A 15,955-nucleotide genomic window follows, 5' to 3' on the forward strand; every position below is an offset into this window, starting at 1 on the left:
CACCCAACGATAGATCGGCGAGCGCAAGACATGGCTTTGACTTATGGTGGGGAGATACCCGTGCCGCATTCCATCTCACTCCGCTGGAATTACCCAGATCAGCTTAAGGGTTCGCTTGTGCGTCTCAGCCCCTTGCGGAGCACCCCTGTGGACGGCCAACACCTAGCACCGAAAACGCGTGAAAGCAATTTCACAATGCCACGCGCCGCGGAAGGTCTGCTTTTGCGACAATTAGAGTCGGATCACATACTCTTTGCGAGTCGTTTCAACGACTTCCCATACGCCTTTGAAGCCGGGTCTGAGGACAAAGCTGTCTCCCGCTTTGACCGAATGGGCTTCGCCGCCGTCTTCCGTGATGATCGAGATGCCGGAGAGGATATGGCAGAATTCCCATTCGTCATACTGGATCCGCCATTTCCCCGGCGTCGACTCCCAGATGCCCGCATATAAACCGCCCTCGGCTTCCTCGATGCTCCAGCTACGATGCCGGGGATCGCCGGAAATGAGGCGATCGGGGGCCGGAGCCCCCTCTTCCACTTCGATACCTGCCAGCGCGACACGCGCAAAACGGCTCAGATACATGATGTCAAACCTTTGACAGTGCCTGCTCCAGATCAGCGATGATATCCGCGACGTCTTCAATGCCGATCGAAAGACGGATCACATCTGGCCCCGCCCCTGCGGCAATTTTTTGTTCATCCGACAGCTGACGATGCGTAGTCGATGCCGGGTGAATGATGAGGGACTTGGTGTCGCCGATATTTGCAACATGCGAGAACAGTTCAACGCTCTCGACGACCTTGACGCCCGCCTCAAATCCGTCCTTCAGGCCGAAGGTGAACACCGCACCCGCACCCTTTGGCGAATATTTCTGCTGCAGGGCATGGTTGGCATCGTCTGCGAGCCCCGGATAGGAAATCCACGCCACTTTCGGATGATCTTTCAGCCATTTGGCGACCTCATGCGCGTTGTCGCAATGGCGCTGCATCCGCAACGGCAGTGTCTCAAGGCCAGTCGCGATCAAGAATGCGTTGAACGGCGAGATAGACGGGCCGAAATCACGCAGGCCAAGAACACGGCAGGCGATGGCGAAGGCGAAATTGCCAAATGTCTCATGCAGCACCATGCCGGCATATTCCGGACGTGGCTGGGAGAGCATCGGATAATTGCCCGACTTCGACCAGTCGAACGTTCCGCCGTCTACGATGATCCCGCCCATCGAATTGCCGTGACCGCCGATGAACTTGGTCAAGGAATGGATGACGATGTCGGCACCATGCTCGATCGGACGAACCAGATACGGGCTCGCCATCGTGTTATCGACGATCAGCGGCAGGCCGTGTTTGCGCGCAATGGCCGAGATTCCCTCGATATCGACAAAAGTACCGCCGGGATTTGCCAAACTTTCAATGAAAATTGCCCTGGTTCGCTCATCAATCTGCGCCTCGAACGAGGCGGCATCGGCAGGATCGGCCCAACGGACCTGCCAGTCGAAGTTCTGGAACGCATGCCCGAACTGGTTGATCGAGCCACCATATAGCTTCTTCGCGGCAACAAAATTATCGCCCGAACGCATGAGCGAATGGAACACCAGCAATTGTGCAGCATGGCCGGAAGCCGTTGCAACTGCAGCGGTTCCGCCTTCAAGTGCGGCCACGCGCTCTTCCAGAACCGCCTGCGTCGGGTTCATGATTCGCGTGTAGATATTGCCGAATGCCTTCAGGCCAAACAGCGAAGCCGCGTGGTCAGGATCATCGAACACATACGCCGTCGTCTGGTAGATCGGCGTGGCGCGAGCACCGGTTGCCGGGTCCGGCTGAGCGCCAGCATGAATGGCCAGCGTGTTGAAGCCGGGAGCGCGTTGAGACATGAAGTCCTCCATACGAAAGCGAAATAACGCCTGATTGCCGGATGAAAAGAAGTTGTATCGGTAATTAGAGCATCCACGCGGAAAGTGGAATCAGCTTTCCAGAATACCCTGCAATTTCTCGTATTGAGATCGCAGCGCCGCATCGCGCCAGCCGGACATCCCGTCTTTATCTCTGCCGGATGCCAAAGCTCTGAAAACCAGACCGCATGACCGGCTTTTTCGACGAAATCATGCCGCTATTCACGCCATTCCAGCCGATTTCCCCGGCCAGACGAGCATATTCGATCTTCGGGCAACGGTTCATGACGACTTTCACGCCTGCAGCCTCGGCCTTTCTCGCAGCATCCTCGTTGACAACAGCCAATTGCATCCAGATCACCTTTGGCAAAGGCTCCAGCGCCAGCGCCTCGTCAACAATCGGTGGAACCGATTCAGACGCCCGGAAAATGTCGACCATATCGATCCGCTCAGGCACGTCCGCCAGGCGCGCATAGGTCATCCGTCCGCAAATTTCCTTGCCAGCGTGGCCAGGATTGATCGGAAACACCGAATAACCCTTGTCGATCATATATTTGGTAACAAAAAAAGAAGGCCGAACCTCATTGGCCGACGCCCCAACGATGGCAACGGTTTTCACCGTGCTGAGAATATCCGAAATGTAGGAGTTGTCGTAGTGGTCGTGGTTCATGCCGGTAGCGAGATGCGCCCCTCTTTATCGATTGGAAAATCCGGGTTCCATGCTACCTCCCAGAGATGACCTTCCGTATCCTCAAAATACCCCTGCACGCCTCCCCAGAATGCCTTCTGGGCGGGCTTGAGGATACGGCCTCCAGCGGTTTCGGCGACCTTCAACACCGCTTCCACTTCCGCCGGTGTGCGCGTGTTGTAAGCGAGCGCCAAGCCGGGACTTCCCCTCGGTCCTAAAGCTGCCTGCCCGGAATCCTCCATCAACGCTTCGCGTGGCCACAGAGCCAGAATCAGACCACCCATCTGGAAGAACGCAACGTTTTCGACAAAGCGCTGATCGCGCTTCAGCCCCATCGTCTCGTAGAACTGCGCAGCCCGATCGAGATCCTCGACGCCCAGAGTGATGATAGATACGCGTGGCTCCATCACTCCCCCTTCCACTCCGGTGTTCGCTTCTCGACGAATGCGCCCATGCCCTCTTCTGCGTCGCGCGCGAGCATGTTTTCGACCATGACGCCGGACGTATAGGCATAGGCGTCCGCCAGCTCCATTTCAGCCTGCCTGTAGAAGGCTTCCTTGCCAATCTTGAGTGTCAAAGGCGACTTGGAAACAATCGTTTGCGCGTATTTCGAGACAATCTGATTCAAGTATTCCTTGGGCACCACGCGATTGATCAGACCAAAGTCGCGCGCCCTCAGGGCGTCAATCGCCTCTCCGGTCAGAAGCATCTCCATCGCGTGTTTTCGGGAAACATTGCGCGACAATGCCACCATCGGCGTGGAGCAAAACAAGCCGATATTGACGCCAGGTGTCGCGAAAGTGGAATGGTCACTGACAATCGCCAGATCGCAGCTGGCAACCAGCTGACATCCCGCAGCAGTTGCCATGCCATCAACCTCCGCGATCACCGGCTTGGGAAGTCCCACGATCGTCTGCATCAGGCGCGCGCAGGCATCCATCGTCTGCGCAAAGAACGCCCGGCCGCGGTCCGCGTCAGCACGATGGGCGTTCAATTCCTTGATGTCGTGGCCTGCGCAGAAGACTTTCCCTTCCGCAGCGATAATGACGACGCGAACCTCGCGATCCCGATATGCAGCGTCAAGTCCGTGCTGAAGCTCCGCGATCGTTGCCAGAGAAAGCGCATTCGCCGGCGGGTTGGTCAGCGTCAAACGCAGCACGCCATCCTTGAACGCCTGCGCCACATATGCGCCTTCAGCCTTGCCCTGCTTCGTCGCGAGGGTGTCCGTCATTGCAATCTCCATGTCCTGCGCCTGCGCAGATCTTTCCACTCCCCTGAAAACTAGCATGTGCAGGGTTGAAGGAAAGCTTCGAAATGGCCAAAGTCCCTATTGACGTTTACGCAAACGGAACCTGGAGGAGCATGTCGATGAGCGAACTGACGCCGGTGATGACCGCCGACGAAATCAACGATTTCCTGAAAAAGGTTTACCCCCAGCTCAACGATGACTTCTCCGACTACGAGACTCTCGACGTTTTTCCCGGCGGCGCGACAGTGCGTCTCAATGCCAATGAACGTCATCTGCGCCCCGGCGGCACGGTGTCCGGCCCATCCCTGTTTACGCTTGCCGATATCGGCGGCTATGTCTGCGTCCTGTCTCACGCTGGCCCCGACGCGCTGTCGGTGACGACCAATCTGAATATCAATTTCATGCGCAAGGCCGAAGCCGGCCCAGTCACCGGACATTGCAAGATCCTGAAGCTCGGACGCAGCTTGATGGTGTATGACATCACCATGACTGCCGGTGCTGACAATCACGTTGTGGCGCACGCAACCGGCACCTACTCAATTCCGCCAAAGCGATAATGATATGGTAAAATAATACCACACATCTAGGGCATTGTTTTTGCTTTGTTTTTACACAAGCACCACATCTGACTGCGCTTGACGCTATTCGAGCGCCTGTCTATAAGCCTCTTCGAATGTGACATCCCTTTTTCGGGACTGCATTCTATGAAAGCAGGCCAAGCCTGCTCTCAACAAAGCAACAAGAAACGCTCGGCTGCGCCTCGGCTCACCGGGTCCAAGAGAAAGCTAGTACCATGGCAACCTTTTCGCAGAAGCCTGCGGACGTGGTGAAGAAGTGGGTGCTGATCGACGCTGAAGACGTCGTTCTCGGTCGCCTCGCTTCTCTCGTCGCCAACCGTCTGCGCGGCAAGCACAAAGCAACCTTCACGCCCCACGTTGACGATGGCGACAACGTCATCATCATCAACGCCGACAAGGTCGCACTGACCGGCAAGAAGTACACCGACAAGATGTACTACTGGCACACCGGCCACCCAGGCGGCATCAAGGAGCGCACCGCTCGCCAGATCCTCGAAGGCCGCTTCCCGGAGCGCGTCGTTGAGAAGGCCATCGAGCGCATGATCCCGCGCGGCCCGCTCGGCCGTCGCCAGATGAAGAACCTGCGCGTCTACGCCGGAGCAGAGCACCCGCATGAGGCACAGCAGCCCGAGGTTCTCGACGTTGCAGCGCTCAACACCAAGAACAAGAGGGCCGCATAATGGCTGATCTTTCCTCCCTCGCAGAACTCGGCCAGGCGACTTCGTCCGAGCCAGCTGCACCGGTTCACGTGCAGAAGCTGGACAAGTATGGCCGCGCTTATGCAACCGGCAAGCGCAAGGACGCGATTGCACGCGTCTGGATCAAGCCAGGCACCGGCAAGATCATCATCAACGACAAGGAGTACGATCAGTACTTCGCGCGTCCGGTTCTCCAGATGATCCTGCAGCAGCCGATCGTCGCTTCGAACCGCGCAGGTCAGTACGACGTCATCGCAACCGTTGCTGGTGGCGGTCTGTCCGGCCAAGCTGGCGCAGTGCGTCACGGCATCTCCAAGGCCCTCACCTACTACGAGCCGGCCCTGCGCGCCGTCCTCAAGAAGGGTGGCTTCCTGACCCGCGACAGCCGTACGGTTGAGCGCAAGAAGTACGGTCGGGCCAAGGCTCGTCGTTCGTTCCAGTTCTCCAAGCGCTAAACGCTTGGAAGCCTGCTGGACTTCCAGCAAGCAGGACACAGAAAAGGCGGACCTTCGGGCCCGCCTTTTTCTTTGTCCTCACTCCGGGAAAACTGCAAGCAGACCGCACGCTTCAAGCGCTCACCAGCCACGCCTCAGCGACAACGATTCGGAATTAGGACGGACGGCCGAAGGAATTGTCTACCTGTCGGTTGACTCACGAACAAAAGAAGAACATAATAGGAACATATCGAAAAGAGAGGTCCGATATGTCTGAGTTTCTTCAAGATGTCGCTTCGCTCGTTTCCATGAGCACGTTCCTTGTCGCCGTCGCCATGCTGATTGGTGCGCTTTAGAGCGGCGCCGCTGGCCCAAATACTTCCTCGAAAGCTGCCTTCAATGCGATGTCGTAGTCCGTCATCGTGACGGGCAGCCCCAGGTCCACCAGACTGGTGACACCGTATCCCGAGATCCCGCATGGCACGATGCCACCAAAATGCGACAGATCTGGCTCGACGTTCACCGAGATGCCGTGGAGGCTCACCCAGCGCCGAAGGCGAATGCCGATAGCGGCAATCTTGTCTTCCGCCGGGCTCCCATCCGGCAGGCGTGGCTTGTCTGGGCGCGTCACCCACACGCCGACGCGATCCTCGCGGCGCTCGCCTGTGACATTGAAGTGCGCCAGTGAAGATATGATCCAGGTTTCCAGTGCGGCTACGAAGGCGCGCACATCTTCCTTGCGGCGCTTCAGATCGAGCATCAGGTAGGCCACACGTTGGCCCGGGCCATGATAGGTATACTCACCGCCGCGCCCTGCATCGTAAACAGGAAAGCGCTCCGGCTCGATCAGGTCCTTCGAATCGGCGCTCGACCCAGCAGTGTAGAGCGGAGGGTGCTCCACCAGCCACACCAGCTCACGTGCCCCGTCGTTGCGAATCGCAGCCGCCCGCTCTTCCATCACCGACAGGGCTGTTGCGTAATCGACGAAGCCCGGCTCGATACGCCATTCGACCGGTGGATTTGCACTGGTCGGCAAAAAGGTCGGGGGAAGCTGTTTTCGGTCTGTCATGGCGGCTTTTTCCGGTGTTTACGCACATATGGAGGCTTGGGCGCAAAAGGTCCAGCTAGCGGATTTTCAAACCTTTTTTGGAATATTGCGAAAACCGCGCAAACCGCTCTTGTGCCCCGCATATCGATTTGCTACATGCCCATTCGCCGGCGCAAAACCGGCTCCTTCGTGACAGTGCGGTCGTGGCGGAATTGGTAGACGCGCAGCGTTGAGGTCGCTGTGGGGCAACCCGTGGAAGTTCGAGTCTTCTCGACCGCACCATCACTCTCCCGGTAGAATGATCTCGGGACCGCCGCTCATCGGCATCTTCTCAAACAAACAACTGCCAGCTTTGTGATCGCTTGGATGCGATTGAAGTTTTGCCTTGCCGCATCTCTCCAGACATTTTTCAGCAGCGTGTTTTCTGTCCCCGCGTCCGGCATCTTGTTTGCCTATGCCTTTCGTGCGACCACCCTGTGAACCCTTATGTCAGGATCCTTGCGAGGCAGTATGCCATCAGATGCCATTGACCGCGCCTTCACCGCTCGCCGGAATATCGGGAGCGAAGCTGAACCGACCTACGCCGGCGCATTGTCCTTCCTGAGACGCCGTTTCTCCAAGGACGTTGCGAATACAGATGCCGTCGTATGGGGGATTCCGTTCGATGCTGCGGTTTCGAACCGCCCCGGAGCGCGCTTCGGTCCACAAGCCATCCGCCGCGCTTCCGCAATATTCGACGTCGATCCACAATATCCGTTTGGCATCGACCTGTTCGAGAGCATGGCGATTGTCGATTATGGCGACTGCCTGCTCGACTACGGAAATCATCAGGAAACACCCGCGACGATCGAACGCGAAGCCACGCACCTGCTTGCACAGACCGATTTCCTGCTGTCACTGGGTGGCGACCACTTCGTCACGTGGCCCATCCTGAAGGCGCATGCAGCAAAGCACGGTCCGCTGGCGCTGGTCCAGTTCGACGCCCATCAGGATACATGGTTCGACGATGACAAACGTATCGACCACGGCTCGTTCGTGGCCCGCGCCGTGCGCGCAGGAATCATCGATCCCGAACGGTCCATCCAGATCGGAATCCGGACCCATGCGCCCGACGATTTCGGACTGAAGATCATCTATGGTCATGAAGTCGAAGAAATGCACCCCGACGAGATCGCAGCGGCAATCGAGCAACGGACCGGCGGGCACAAGACATACCTCACATTCGATATCGACTGTCTCGATCCAGCCTATGCTCCGGGGACAGGCACGCCAGTGGCAGGCGGCCCGTCCAGCGCCAAGATGCTGTCGGTGCTGCGCAAACTTGGTGGGCTGAACGTCGTTGGTGCAGATGTGGTCGAGGTCGCACCAGCCTATGATCATGCCGACGTCACCGCGATCGCGGGCGCCACGGTAGCCATGTACTATCTCGGGCTGCTGGCGGAGAAGAAACGCAGGCTGTCGGCCTGACACAGAGAATCAAGCGGTTGGAACATTGATTCCGCCGCCTTACGTAACCACTTGAGAATATACGCAGTTTGGACGCAGAAACATGAAACCGAAAATCTTCATAGATGGCGAACACGGCACCACCGGCCTGCAGATTCGCCAACGTCTGGCCGGTCGTCAGGACATTGAGGTGATCTCGATTCCGGAAGCCGAACGCCGCAACGCCAACTTGCGCGAAGAGATGCTCGGTTCCGCGGACATTGCCATCCTCTGCCTGCCGGACGACGCCTCGCGCGAAGCTGTCGCCATGCTGGAGGGCAATCCCACCACACGCGTGATTGACACGTCCACGGCCCATCGTACCGACCCCACCTGGATTTATGGCTTTGCGGAGCTGGAGCCGTCTCAGCGCGGGCTTATCGCGGGCGCACACCGGGTTTCCAATCCGGGGTGCTATCCTACGGGTGCGATTGCCCTTCTTCGACCGCTGCGCCTGGCAGGCTTGCTGCCAGCGGACTATCCGATCTCGGTCAACGCAGTGTCCGGTTACACCGGAGGCGGCAAGCAGCTCATTGCGCAAATGGAAAATGAAGCGGCAGCCGATCATATCGCTGCGCCTCACTTCCTTTACGGGCTCACATTGACCCACAAACATGTTCCGGAAATGAAACAGCATGGGCTGCTCGATCGGGCGCCGATCTTTGCGCCCAGCGTAGGCCGGTTCGCACAGGGCATGATTGTTCAGGTGCCCCTGCATCTGGACCTGCTCGAAGGGGCACCGTCACTCACCAAGATTCATGCCGCACTGGCCGCGCACTATGCGGGCCAGGACGTGGTCGAGGTCATGCCGCTGGCCGACAGCAGCACACGAGCACGTGTCGATCCTACAGAGCTCAACGACACCAATCGGATGCGGCTGTATGTCTTCGGAACGGAAGGAAATGGTCAGGTGAACCTGGTTGCGCAACTCGACAATCTCGGCAAGGGCGCATCTGGTGCCGCTGTGCAAAACATGGATCTGATGCTCGGCGCGTAAACCACTCTTCTTCGCGACAAGAAAAAGGCACGGTCACCCGTGCCTTTTTTCTTTAAAGCATGTCTCCCGAAAGGTGGTGTCGATTTCGGGAGACATGCGTAAAAACAAGGAGCTAAAGCGTCGGGAGCGCATCTGGGAGATCCCCGCGCGCTTTAACTCGCAGCGATGATTGCTGTGTCGGCGGGATAGGCTCCGCGGGTGCCTCGCCAATGCGCGGCAACGAAGCCAAGCAAGACGATTGCAACGCCGTGGTGAAGCAGCGCCGGATGAAGGTGCACGACGGTCAGCAGCGTCACGATGCCAATGGCTGCCTGGATGGTTACCAGCACGAACAATAATACGGCCCGGCGCGCATGGGTGCTGTTGGGCTCTGTCCTCATGGTCGCGATCATGTGCCAGAAGGCAGCAGCAAAAACCACATAGGCTCCCAGCCGGTGCAGGAACTGCACGGTCTTCGGGTTTTCGAAGAAATTGAGCCAGAATGGCTGCATCGACAGCAACTGATCCGGCCAGATGCGACCATCCATCAGCGGCCAGGTGTTGAACGACATTCCGGCATGCAGCCCTGCTACAAGTGCTCCGAGATAAATCTGGAACAGCACGAGAACCACCAGCCAGCCTGCAAAGCGCTGTGTGCCGCGCCGGGCTGGTTCGGCAGTGTGCGGCGCCAGTCCACGGGCAATCAGCATCGTCGCCGCGAAAATCAGGCAGGCGATGATCATATGTGTCGCCAGACGGTACTGGCTGACCCATGCCCGCTCCGACAAGCCGGACGAAACCATCCACCAGCCGATGAAGCCCTGAAAACCTCCCAGCGCCAGCAGCCCGAGCAATTTCGGTTTCAGACGGCTTTCCAGACGACCACTGAGCCAGAAGAACGCGAGTGGCAGCGCGACGACAAACCCCACGCCCCGCGCCAGGATGCGGTGCGCCCATTCCCACCAGAAAATCACCTTGAACTCGCCAAGGCTCATCCCTCGGTTAACTTCCTCATATTGCGGAATCTGCCGATACTTGTCGAACTCCTCCAGCCATTCCGCCTCGTTCAATGGCGGGATGACACCGTGGATCGGCTTCCATTCGGTAATCGACAACCCCGACCCGGTCAGCCGGGTCGCCCCTCCGACAAGAAACAGGGCGAACAAAACAATCAGTACGACATAGAGCCACCAGCGTACCAACTGGCGGTTACGTTGCTCGCGCCCAGTTGCCTGCCGAGACAGATCGGCCGAAAATGCAGGTGTAACCATCTAAGCGCCCCTTGCTGGACGCCGCATCATGCATAGATCATGCCCCATGCCGATACGGACTATGCAGATGGCCGGTGAACGTGCATGTCAGAATGCTCCATCAAGCCGACCGGAAGTCGATGTTCGTGTGGTGAAACATTGCCTTCGACAAGGCAAGTCGGGTTTACGCGACACGCCGTCGCGCCTTCTGATCAGACGGTTTGCACTCCAGACATGATAGGTCTATCTGGAGCGCTAAAGGAAAACACCATGAAACTGCGTCTCAGATCTCTGATCGGTACAATCCTGCTGGTCATCCTCGTTATCACCTACGCGCTGGTGGCCACCATCGTGGCAGTAGCTCAGCTATCGGAATCAGGACCAGTTGCGCATCTGGCGTATTTCTTTTTCAGCGGTTTCGTCTGGGTCATACCGGCGATGTTCATCGTGAAGTGGATGGTAAGGCCGCAGGAAGAGTCCTGACTTTTCATCGCGACGCGACTGGTCAGACAGTCACAAGGCGCTTTCCGCCATTTGCCAGCGGTGTTATCAGTCCTGACATCAAAGCCCGGACATAGGGTAGCCGCTGATAATAGCCATTGACCGATACGCGTGGCAGCGCATGAACGTGTCTGGCGTGGGCAGGATGAAGGACGCCATGCCGCGTGGTCACAGCAGATGCGAAGCCTGCCTCGCGAGCCAGCGTAGCCTCGCGGACGCCCGCCGCCCGGTGCGAACCATAGGGAAACGCAAGGTGTCGCGGTCTTTGTCCTAGCTGCATTTCGATCACGTCAGTTCCGCCGCTGATCTCGTGCGCAGCATCCTCGATCCCGAGCCTACGCAAATTGTAGTGATGGACCGTGTGAGCACCAATCGTACACAAGCGATGCTCTTGTAGTAGACGAACCTCTTCCCAGGTCATGAATCTGGTCGCAGGATCGTAGCTGTCGGGCGAAACCGCGCCGATACTGCGCAACCAAGCCTGTTGGTCGGCCTCCGCCACCTGTCCGAGCAGATGATTCATCAGCCGGTCTGCAGCCCGGCGCTTGGAGGAAAGGTCGGGACAGTCGAGCTCAATCCGTCCATCAGCAATCGGTACAGAGATCCGATCACGCGACGCGACAAACTCCTCCAGCACCTCCCACCATGGCGCAACGGTCCCGGAAGTCAGTCCCGACGCAATATAGATGCAGAACGGCGCGTCATAAGCTTCAAATATGGGTAAGGCTTCAGTGAGATTGTCACGCCACCCGTCGTCAGCAGTAATCGCAATCAGATTGCGACTGCGGCCCTTTGCCAACGCATCCAGCAATTCATCCATTGAAACGAATATATGTCCCTGCCCTCGCAGATCATCGAGCAAAGCATCAAGAAATCCCGGTGTAACAGACAGATGGTCGTTGACGCCCAACGGAGAGCAGATCTGATCGGTGATACGGTGAAACATCAAAATCGCGCCGGCACGAGCAAGAATAGGCCGTCCCAATGCGGCGGCGCCCGACCAGTAAGCACCACCAAGCATCAACTTTCTCGCCATCATTCGCGCGTCGATCATTGATTCACCTTTGCAAAGTAGGCTGTTTCCAGCCTTGAGATGGCAGCGATAAGCTTGCCCTCCGACGAGCACACTAGGCACGAAGGATTGCGGGATGGTTGACACTGGCGCAGTTGCGCGAAATACGCGCGGGTCAGGATCCAGCGTCAGCGGCCTCAAATCTGCTGACGTTTCGATCGCAATTGTCTGTCCGGCGGACACTGCTGCGCTGGCAGACTACGAGATTTTCTGCAGCACCGCATTACATGGACAAGCCCAGCATCCGCTCTGGCTGCACGCCTGGATCACGGCCACAAACGCAGACGCGCTGATCGCCACTATCCGGCATGAAGGGCGAACCAAGCTGATGGTCGCAATGGAGGTGATCAAGAGCGGACCGTTTCGTGTCGCCCGTTTCATGGGCGGAGCCCATGCAAACGGCAATTTTGTCGCCACCGATCCGTCAGGGCAGAATTTCGTCACCGCTTCTGTACTGACGGCGTTGCGAGAGGTTGTCGCGCAGGCCCGCCCCGATATCGATTTGATCTGCCTCGAGCGCCAGCTTCCTGATCTCTTGGGCATGCCCAATCCATTTGCTCAGCTTGCGACTGTCCAGAGCGCGAACATTGCCCTCGCAACCGATATGTCGGGAGGCATGGACGCAATGCTTGCACGCATGAACGGCAAACGTAAGCGCAAGAAACTCCGCTATACGCTCAACAAATTCTCGGAAGCTGGAGGTCACCGATGGCTGGAAGCTTCCAGCGCCGCCGACGTCGAAACGCTGCTCTCCAGTTTTTTTGAGATGAAAGCACTGCGCTTCCGGCAAAATGGAATCCCAGATCCTTTCAGCCCAATGGAAGTGCAGTCTTTTTTCCAAACGCTTTTCACGCAGGCTCTGCAACAAAAGCCTGCGCCGTTCGTGCTCCATGGACTTGAAGTCGGCGGCAGGATCGTTGGCGTCAACGGCTACAGCATCACCCAAAACAGTTTCGTGTGCGAGTTTTGCGCCATCGACGATAGCGAACCCAGTCTGAGCCCAGGCTTTTATCTTGATTTTGTGGCGATGGAAAAGGCGTGCGAGCAAGGCAAGGCCATCTACGACTTCTCCGTAGGAGATGATGATTACAAGCGGACCTGGTGCGATGTCCAAACGCAGCCATTTGATCTGCTGCTCCCCCTCACTGTGAAAGGCAGGCTCGCCTATGCAGGTCGTCTCGCGCGCACTCGCGGCATAAGTGCGGTTAAATCGAACACGCGCTTCTGGACGCTGCTGAAGACTCTTCGCAAGAAAGTCAGCGGATACACCAGCTGAGGTTATTCGCGCACCTACAAGGCATCTGACGCGCATCGCGATCGTACAGAGTCGCCTGACGCGCCTTCATCGCTTCGAGTCATGCACGTCTTCAGTCCGAAACAGATACCCGTTTTCGGCAGACATGCTTTAGGCTGCCGAGCGCCCTCTTGGCTTCGGTGGCGTCAGATAGCCCTTGGGTGTCACGCGGATAAGGTCGGCATAGCCGTATCGCTCAAGATCGATGACGGCCTGAAGAACGGCGGCATTGTCCGGCTCGATGAGACTGAGGACGACGGTACAGGCTTCCCCATCAACGCGAGCGATACCTTCAGCTGCTGCCGGGCCGCATTCAACCACCACAATGTCATAGGCAGTCGCGAGTGACGCCATGATGATCGGCAAGCGATCTGCGGCCTTCATCGCACGGTTCCGGTCTGCGGTGCCCACCGGTATGACATGACAGTCTGAATAAAGATCGCCGTGAATGACATCGGCAAATTGGGCTTCCGACGCCAACAGATCCGTGATCCCTGCATAGGCTGCGCTTTGCAGCATGGCCGTCGACGGCGCACCACCCCACGTCAGGTCCAGTAAAACCACCCGCAGCCCGACATCTGCAATCTCGCGCGCGACCATCACGGAGGATGCTCCGGCCTCGTCGCCCTCCGGCGATACGAAAATCGCCCTGATTGTGCCGCTCGAGACAAGATGTGACGCGACCATCTCGATACTCATCTGAATCGGCTGCTCTGTGGCAGCCGCAGCAGGGAGAACCGGTGCCTGCTCTGGATCAGAGGGGGTATCGGCCGGCGCGGCTTCTGCATAGTGCGCAGCACTCGCGCCGGTCGGCGCATAGGACGATCCGGTCGGCTCCGGATCGCGCGACGGCACTGGTGGCATCGGCACCTGCCGAACTGGCGTCAAGGGACTGCCGTGGGTTGGACGCATCGCCCGGCCACTGAACAGCTCCGCCAAGAGTATCCCAATGACAGCCAAAAGGAGCGATCCGATGAACGCGGCAACAGTTATCGGCAAGACCTTGGGAAAATATGGTTCAAAGGGTGCGCTTGCACGCGCAAACACCCGCGCATCGGCAGGCAAATAGGTCCGGTCTGACCGCGCCGCTGCCTCACGATGTCGGGTGAGATAAGCTTCAAGCAAAGCACGCTGTGCCGCTGCCTCGCGCTCGAGCGCGCGCAGTTCAACCTCATCACCTTCCGCCCGCGCAGTCTCGGCTTTCAGCGTGTTGACGTTGACGAGCAGTTGTTGCTCCTGAGCCTGCGCCGCGCCGGCTTCGCTTTCAAGACTGCGCAGGACCTTCTGCATCTCTCCACGCAGTTGCTGATTCGTCTCGGAGATCTGTGCGTTGAGCGCGCGAATGCGTGGGTGGCTACCCAGCAGCGAAGTCGACAAGTCCGCCAGTTCGGCCGACAATTGCGCATGCCGCTCACGAAGCCGCTCAACCAGAGGTGCATTCAGAACTTCCGGCATCGCCTCGACCTGTGCGCCGGAGCGCAACGCATCGCGTACGGCAGAAGCTCTCGATTCTGCTGCCGAGCGCGCGACGCGCACGCGGCTAAGCTCTGTCGCAAGCTCCGAGAGCTGCTGCGTCGCCAGACCTGCCGTCCCCTGCCCCATAAACAGATCAGCCTGCGCGCGATAGGCAGCAACCTTTTCCTCTGCCTCCCGCACACGTTGGCTCAGATCGGCAATCTCCGGCTCCAGCCATTGCGCCGCGCCAACGTTGGAGGCCAGTTTCGCGTCCTCCTGAACCTTGAGATATGCGGCTGCGATCCTGTTGGGAACTTCCGCTGCAAGTTCAGGATCTTCTGATGCAAATCGCACCACAATCACCCGCGAGCGCTCAACCCGAAACACGGTAAGCCGCTCACGCATCTCTTTCAGCACGCGCTCATCGAGCGACGCCTGCGATGGGTCGCGCCGCAGCCCTGTCATCACCATTAACTTGGCGAGAATGGACTTGGAGGAACCCGAGAATTCCGCACGCTCCGAAAGGTTCAGCTGCCGCGCGACATCGCGAAGGATATCCGCCGAACTGATCACTTCCACCTGACTCGTGATGGCTTCCTCATCAAGCAGGGGTCTATCGCTATCAGCAACAGCATTGGTGGGCCGCGTAAAAGGCGATTCACGCGCTTCAATCAAGATACGCGTTTCGGCACGATATTGCGGTGTCGCCAGCGTCGCGATCAGAAACGCACCGACAGTCACGATCAGCGCAAAGCAGATGATGCGCACCCAGCTACGCCACAACGCTCCGAAAAGCTGGCCTAGGTCAATATCGATATCGTTTACGACCGAACGTGCGCCTGACATAAACCTTTACCCCATACACAGGTATCAGGGTAAATCATCATGGTAACCACCTGGTTAAATGACCGGTAACCTCCCGTTCTTCTTTCCTAACGTGCGTTAACATCGCAATGACTCGCGTCACGCGCCATTGCTTTACCAGCCGTTAACCCTAGGCTCAGGACCCATTGATTTAGAGGAATGGGTGTGATTCAGACGGGCGTATAGGAGCCTGACTGATGAGCAATTTGTTTTGGCTGACGGACGAGCAAATGGCTCGTCTTCGGCCCTATTTTCCCAAGAGCCATGGTCGCCAGCGCGTTGATGATCGACGCGTTCTGAGCGGCATCATCTTCGTCAACCGCAACGGGCTCAGGTGGTGCGATGCGCCGAAGGAATATGGCCCGGCGAAGACGCTTTATAACCGCTGGAAACGCTGGGGCGACAAAGGCATCTTTATCCAGATGATGGAAGGCCTGGCTGTGCCTGAAGCTGCAGAGCACAAGACCATCATGAT

Annotated in this window: 17 protein-coding genes and 1 tRNA gene; 9 read left to right on the top strand and 9 right to left on the bottom strand. The window is 57.9% G+C overall.

From position 1 onward, the window contains the following. Positions 1-231 precede the first annotated feature (231 nt). The 5 genes from BMZ42_RS15560 to BMZ42_RS15580 form a co-directional block, all read right to left on the bottom strand. A complete protein-coding gene (locus BMZ42_RS15560) occupies positions 232-582 on the bottom strand; it encodes a cupin domain-containing protein (protein WP_091524301.1) in 351 nt (116 codons plus the stop codon). A gap of 4 nt (positions 583-586) precedes the next feature. Beyond that, positions 587-1,870 (bottom strand): O-acetylhomoserine aminocarboxypropyltransferase, encoded by a 1,284-nt coding sequence (locus tag BMZ42_RS15565; RefSeq protein WP_091524303.1) that lies wholly within the window; start codon positions 1,868-1,870, stop codon positions 587-589. A 166-nt stretch (positions 1,871-2,036) separates the two neighbouring features. Continuing rightward, positions 2,037-2,558 carry a CoA-binding protein gene (locus BMZ42_RS15570; protein ID WP_091524306.1) on the bottom strand — a complete coding sequence of 174 codons (522 nt, stop codon included), beginning with the start codon at positions 2,556-2,558 and terminating at the stop codon, positions 2,037-2,039. Continuing rightward, complete coding sequence (locus BMZ42_RS15575) at positions 2,555-2,983, bottom strand: VOC family protein (protein WP_091524308.1); 429 nt, start codon at positions 2,981-2,983, stop codon at positions 2,555-2,557. Before BMZ42_RS15575 ends, BMZ42_RS15570 begins: the two co-directional genes overlap by 4 nt. After that, on the bottom strand, positions 2,983-3,807 hold the full coding sequence (locus BMZ42_RS15580; protein WP_091524342.1) for an enoyl-CoA hydratase: 825 nt from the start codon (positions 3,805-3,807) through the stop codon (positions 2,983-2,985). Before BMZ42_RS15580 ends, BMZ42_RS15575 begins: the two co-directional genes overlap by 1 nt. 137 nt (positions 3,808-3,944) lie before the next feature. Between BMZ42_RS15580 and BMZ42_RS15585 the strand changes: the two genes are divergently transcribed. The 3 genes from BMZ42_RS15585 to rpsI all read left to right on the top strand — a co-directional run bounded on the left by BMZ42_RS15585 (position 3,945) and on the right by rpsI (position 5,556). Continuing rightward, the gene (locus tag BMZ42_RS15585; protein ID WP_420492480.1) at positions 3,945-4,382 is read left to right on the top strand and encodes a PaaI family thioesterase; all 438 of its coding nucleotides are present in this window, start codon (positions 3,945-3,947) and stop codon (positions 4,380-4,382) included. A gap of 236 nt (positions 4,383-4,618) precedes the next feature. Continuing rightward, positions 4,619-5,083 carry a 50S ribosomal protein L13 gene (rplM, locus tag BMZ42_RS15590; RefSeq protein ID WP_091524313.1) on the top strand — a complete coding sequence of 155 codons (465 nt, stop codon included), beginning with the start codon at positions 4,619-4,621 and terminating at the stop codon, positions 5,081-5,083. After that, positions 5,083-5,556 (top strand): 30S ribosomal protein S9, encoded by a 474-nt coding sequence (rpsI, locus tag BMZ42_RS15595; RefSeq protein ID WP_091524315.1) that lies wholly within the window; start codon positions 5,083-5,085, stop codon positions 5,554-5,556. Before rplM ends, rpsI begins: the two co-directional genes overlap by 1 nt. Positions 5,557-5,887: 331 nt before the next feature. Here the strand turns inward: rpsI and lipB are convergent, their stop codons facing one another. Further along, complete coding sequence (lipB, locus tag BMZ42_RS15600; RefSeq protein ID WP_091524318.1) at positions 5,888-6,604, bottom strand: lipoyl(octanoyl) transferase LipB; 717 nt, start codon at positions 6,602-6,604, stop codon at positions 5,888-5,890. 176 nt (positions 6,605-6,780) lie between these two features. Between lipB and BMZ42_RS15605 the strand changes: the two genes are divergently transcribed. The 3 genes from BMZ42_RS15605 to argC all read left to right on the top strand — a co-directional run bounded on the left by BMZ42_RS15605 (position 6,781) and on the right by argC (position 9,065). Beyond that, positions 6,781-6,865, top strand: a tRNA-Leu gene (locus BMZ42_RS15605). A 228-nt stretch (positions 6,866-7,093) separates the two neighbouring features. Next, the gene (speB, locus tag BMZ42_RS15610; RefSeq protein ID WP_091524320.1) at positions 7,094-8,050 is read left to right on the top strand and encodes an agmatinase; all 957 of its coding nucleotides are present in this window, start codon (positions 7,094-7,096) and stop codon (positions 8,048-8,050) included. 82 nt (positions 8,051-8,132) lie between these two features. Next, positions 8,133-9,065, top strand: a complete 933-nt coding sequence (argC, locus tag BMZ42_RS15615) for an N-acetyl-gamma-glutamyl-phosphate reductase (protein ID WP_091524323.1) — start codon at positions 8,133-8,135, stop codon at positions 9,063-9,065. 152 nt (positions 9,066-9,217) lie between these two features. On the opposite strand, the gene BMZ42_RS15620 is transcribed toward argC, so the two are convergent. Further along, positions 9,218-10,315, bottom strand: a complete 1,098-nt coding sequence (locus BMZ42_RS15620; protein ID WP_091524326.1) for a COX15/CtaA family protein — start codon at positions 10,313-10,315, stop codon at positions 9,218-9,220. 249 nt (positions 10,316-10,564) lie between these two features. Here BMZ42_RS15620 and BMZ42_RS15625 point away from each other — a divergent pair, with 249 nt between their 5' ends. Further along, the gene (locus tag BMZ42_RS15625) at positions 10,565-10,777 is read left to right on the top strand and encodes a DUF2842 domain-containing protein (protein ID WP_091524328.1); all 213 of its coding nucleotides are present in this window, start codon (positions 10,565-10,567) and stop codon (positions 10,775-10,777) included. Between the two features lie 22 nt (positions 10,778-10,799). Here BMZ42_RS15625 and BMZ42_RS15630 read toward each other — a convergent pair whose 3' ends face one another. Then, entirely contained in the window at positions 10,800-11,849 is a 1,050-nt protein-coding gene (locus tag BMZ42_RS15630) for a polysaccharide deacetylase family protein (protein WP_091524330.1), read from the bottom strand. Between the two features lie 94 nt (positions 11,850-11,943). Between BMZ42_RS15630 and BMZ42_RS15635 the strand changes: the two genes are divergently transcribed. After that, positions 11,944-13,143: a GNAT family N-acetyltransferase gene (locus BMZ42_RS15635; RefSeq protein ID WP_091524332.1), complete on the top strand. Its 1,200-nt coding sequence runs from the start codon at positions 11,944-11,946 to the stop codon at positions 13,141-13,143. 129 nt (positions 13,144-13,272) lie between these two features. Here the strand turns inward: BMZ42_RS15635 and BMZ42_RS15640 are convergent, their stop codons facing one another. Continuing rightward, positions 13,273-15,462, bottom strand: a complete 2,190-nt coding sequence (locus tag BMZ42_RS15640) for a GumC family protein (RefSeq protein WP_091524335.1) — start codon at positions 15,460-15,462, stop codon at positions 13,273-13,275. Between the two features lie 215 nt (positions 15,463-15,677). Here BMZ42_RS15640 and BMZ42_RS15645 point away from each other — a divergent pair. Next, positions 15,678-15,955: transposase (locus BMZ42_RS15645; protein WP_139207960.1), on the top strand; the 278-nt coding region annotated here is incomplete at its 3' end.

Source organism: Aquamicrobium aerolatum DSM 21857 (genome assembly GCF_900113935.1).
Classification (GTDB): Bacteria; Pseudomonadota; Alphaproteobacteria; order Rhizobiales; family Rhizobiaceae; genus Aerobium; species Aerobium aerolatum.

Coding starts and splice junctions, on each gene's coding strand:
- BMZ42_RS15625 (WP_091524328.1), top strand. CDS start 10,565: ATGAAACTGCGTCTCAGATCTCTGATCGGTACAATCCTGCTGGTCATC.
- BMZ42_RS15580 (WP_091524342.1), bottom strand. CDS start 3,807: ATGACGGACACCCTCGCGACGAAGCAGGGCAAGGCTGAAGGCGCATAT.
- BMZ42_RS15585 (WP_420492480.1), top strand. CDS start 3,945: ATGAGCGAACTGACGCCGGTGATGACCGCCGACGAAATCAACGATTTC.
- rplM (WP_091524313.1), top strand. CDS start 4,619: ATGGCAACCTTTTCGCAGAAGCCTGCGGACGTGGTGAAGAAGTGGGTG.
- BMZ42_RS15565 (WP_091524303.1), bottom strand. CDS start 1,870: ATGTCTCAACGCGCTCCCGGCTTCAACACGCTGGCCATTCATGCTGGC.
- BMZ42_RS15635 (WP_091524332.1), top strand. CDS start 11,944: ATGGTTGACACTGGCGCAGTTGCGCGAAATACGCGCGGGTCAGGATCC.
- BMZ42_RS15620 (WP_091524326.1), bottom strand. CDS start 10,315: ATGGTTACACCTGCATTTTCGGCCGATCTGTCTCGGCAGGCAACTGGG.
- argC (WP_091524323.1), top strand. CDS start 8,133: ATGAAACCGAAAATCTTCATAGATGGCGAACACGGCACCACCGGCCTG.
- BMZ42_RS15570 (WP_091524306.1), bottom strand. CDS start 2,558: ATGAACCACGACCACTACGACAACTCCTACATTTCGGATATTCTCAGC.
- rpsI (WP_091524315.1), top strand. CDS start 5,083: ATGGCTGATCTTTCCTCCCTCGCAGAACTCGGCCAGGCGACTTCGTCC.
- BMZ42_RS15575 (WP_091524308.1), bottom strand. CDS start 2,983: ATGGAGCCACGCGTATCTATCATCACTCTGGGCGTCGAGGATCTCGAT.
- speB (WP_091524320.1), top strand. CDS start 7,094: ATGCCATCAGATGCCATTGACCGCGCCTTCACCGCTCGCCGGAATATC.
- BMZ42_RS15560 (WP_091524301.1), bottom strand. CDS start 582: ATGTATCTGAGCCGTTTTGCGCGTGTCGCGCTGGCAGGTATCGAAGTG.
- lipB (WP_091524318.1), bottom strand. CDS start 6,604: ATGACAGACCGAAAACAGCTTCCCCCGACCTTTTTGCCGACCAGTGCA.
- BMZ42_RS15630 (WP_091524330.1), bottom strand. CDS start 11,849: ATGATCGACGCGCGAATGATGGCGAGAAAGTTGATGCTTGGTGGTGCT.
- BMZ42_RS15640 (WP_091524335.1), bottom strand. CDS start 15,462: ATGTCAGGCGCACGTTCGGTCGTAAACGATATCGATATTGACCTAGGC.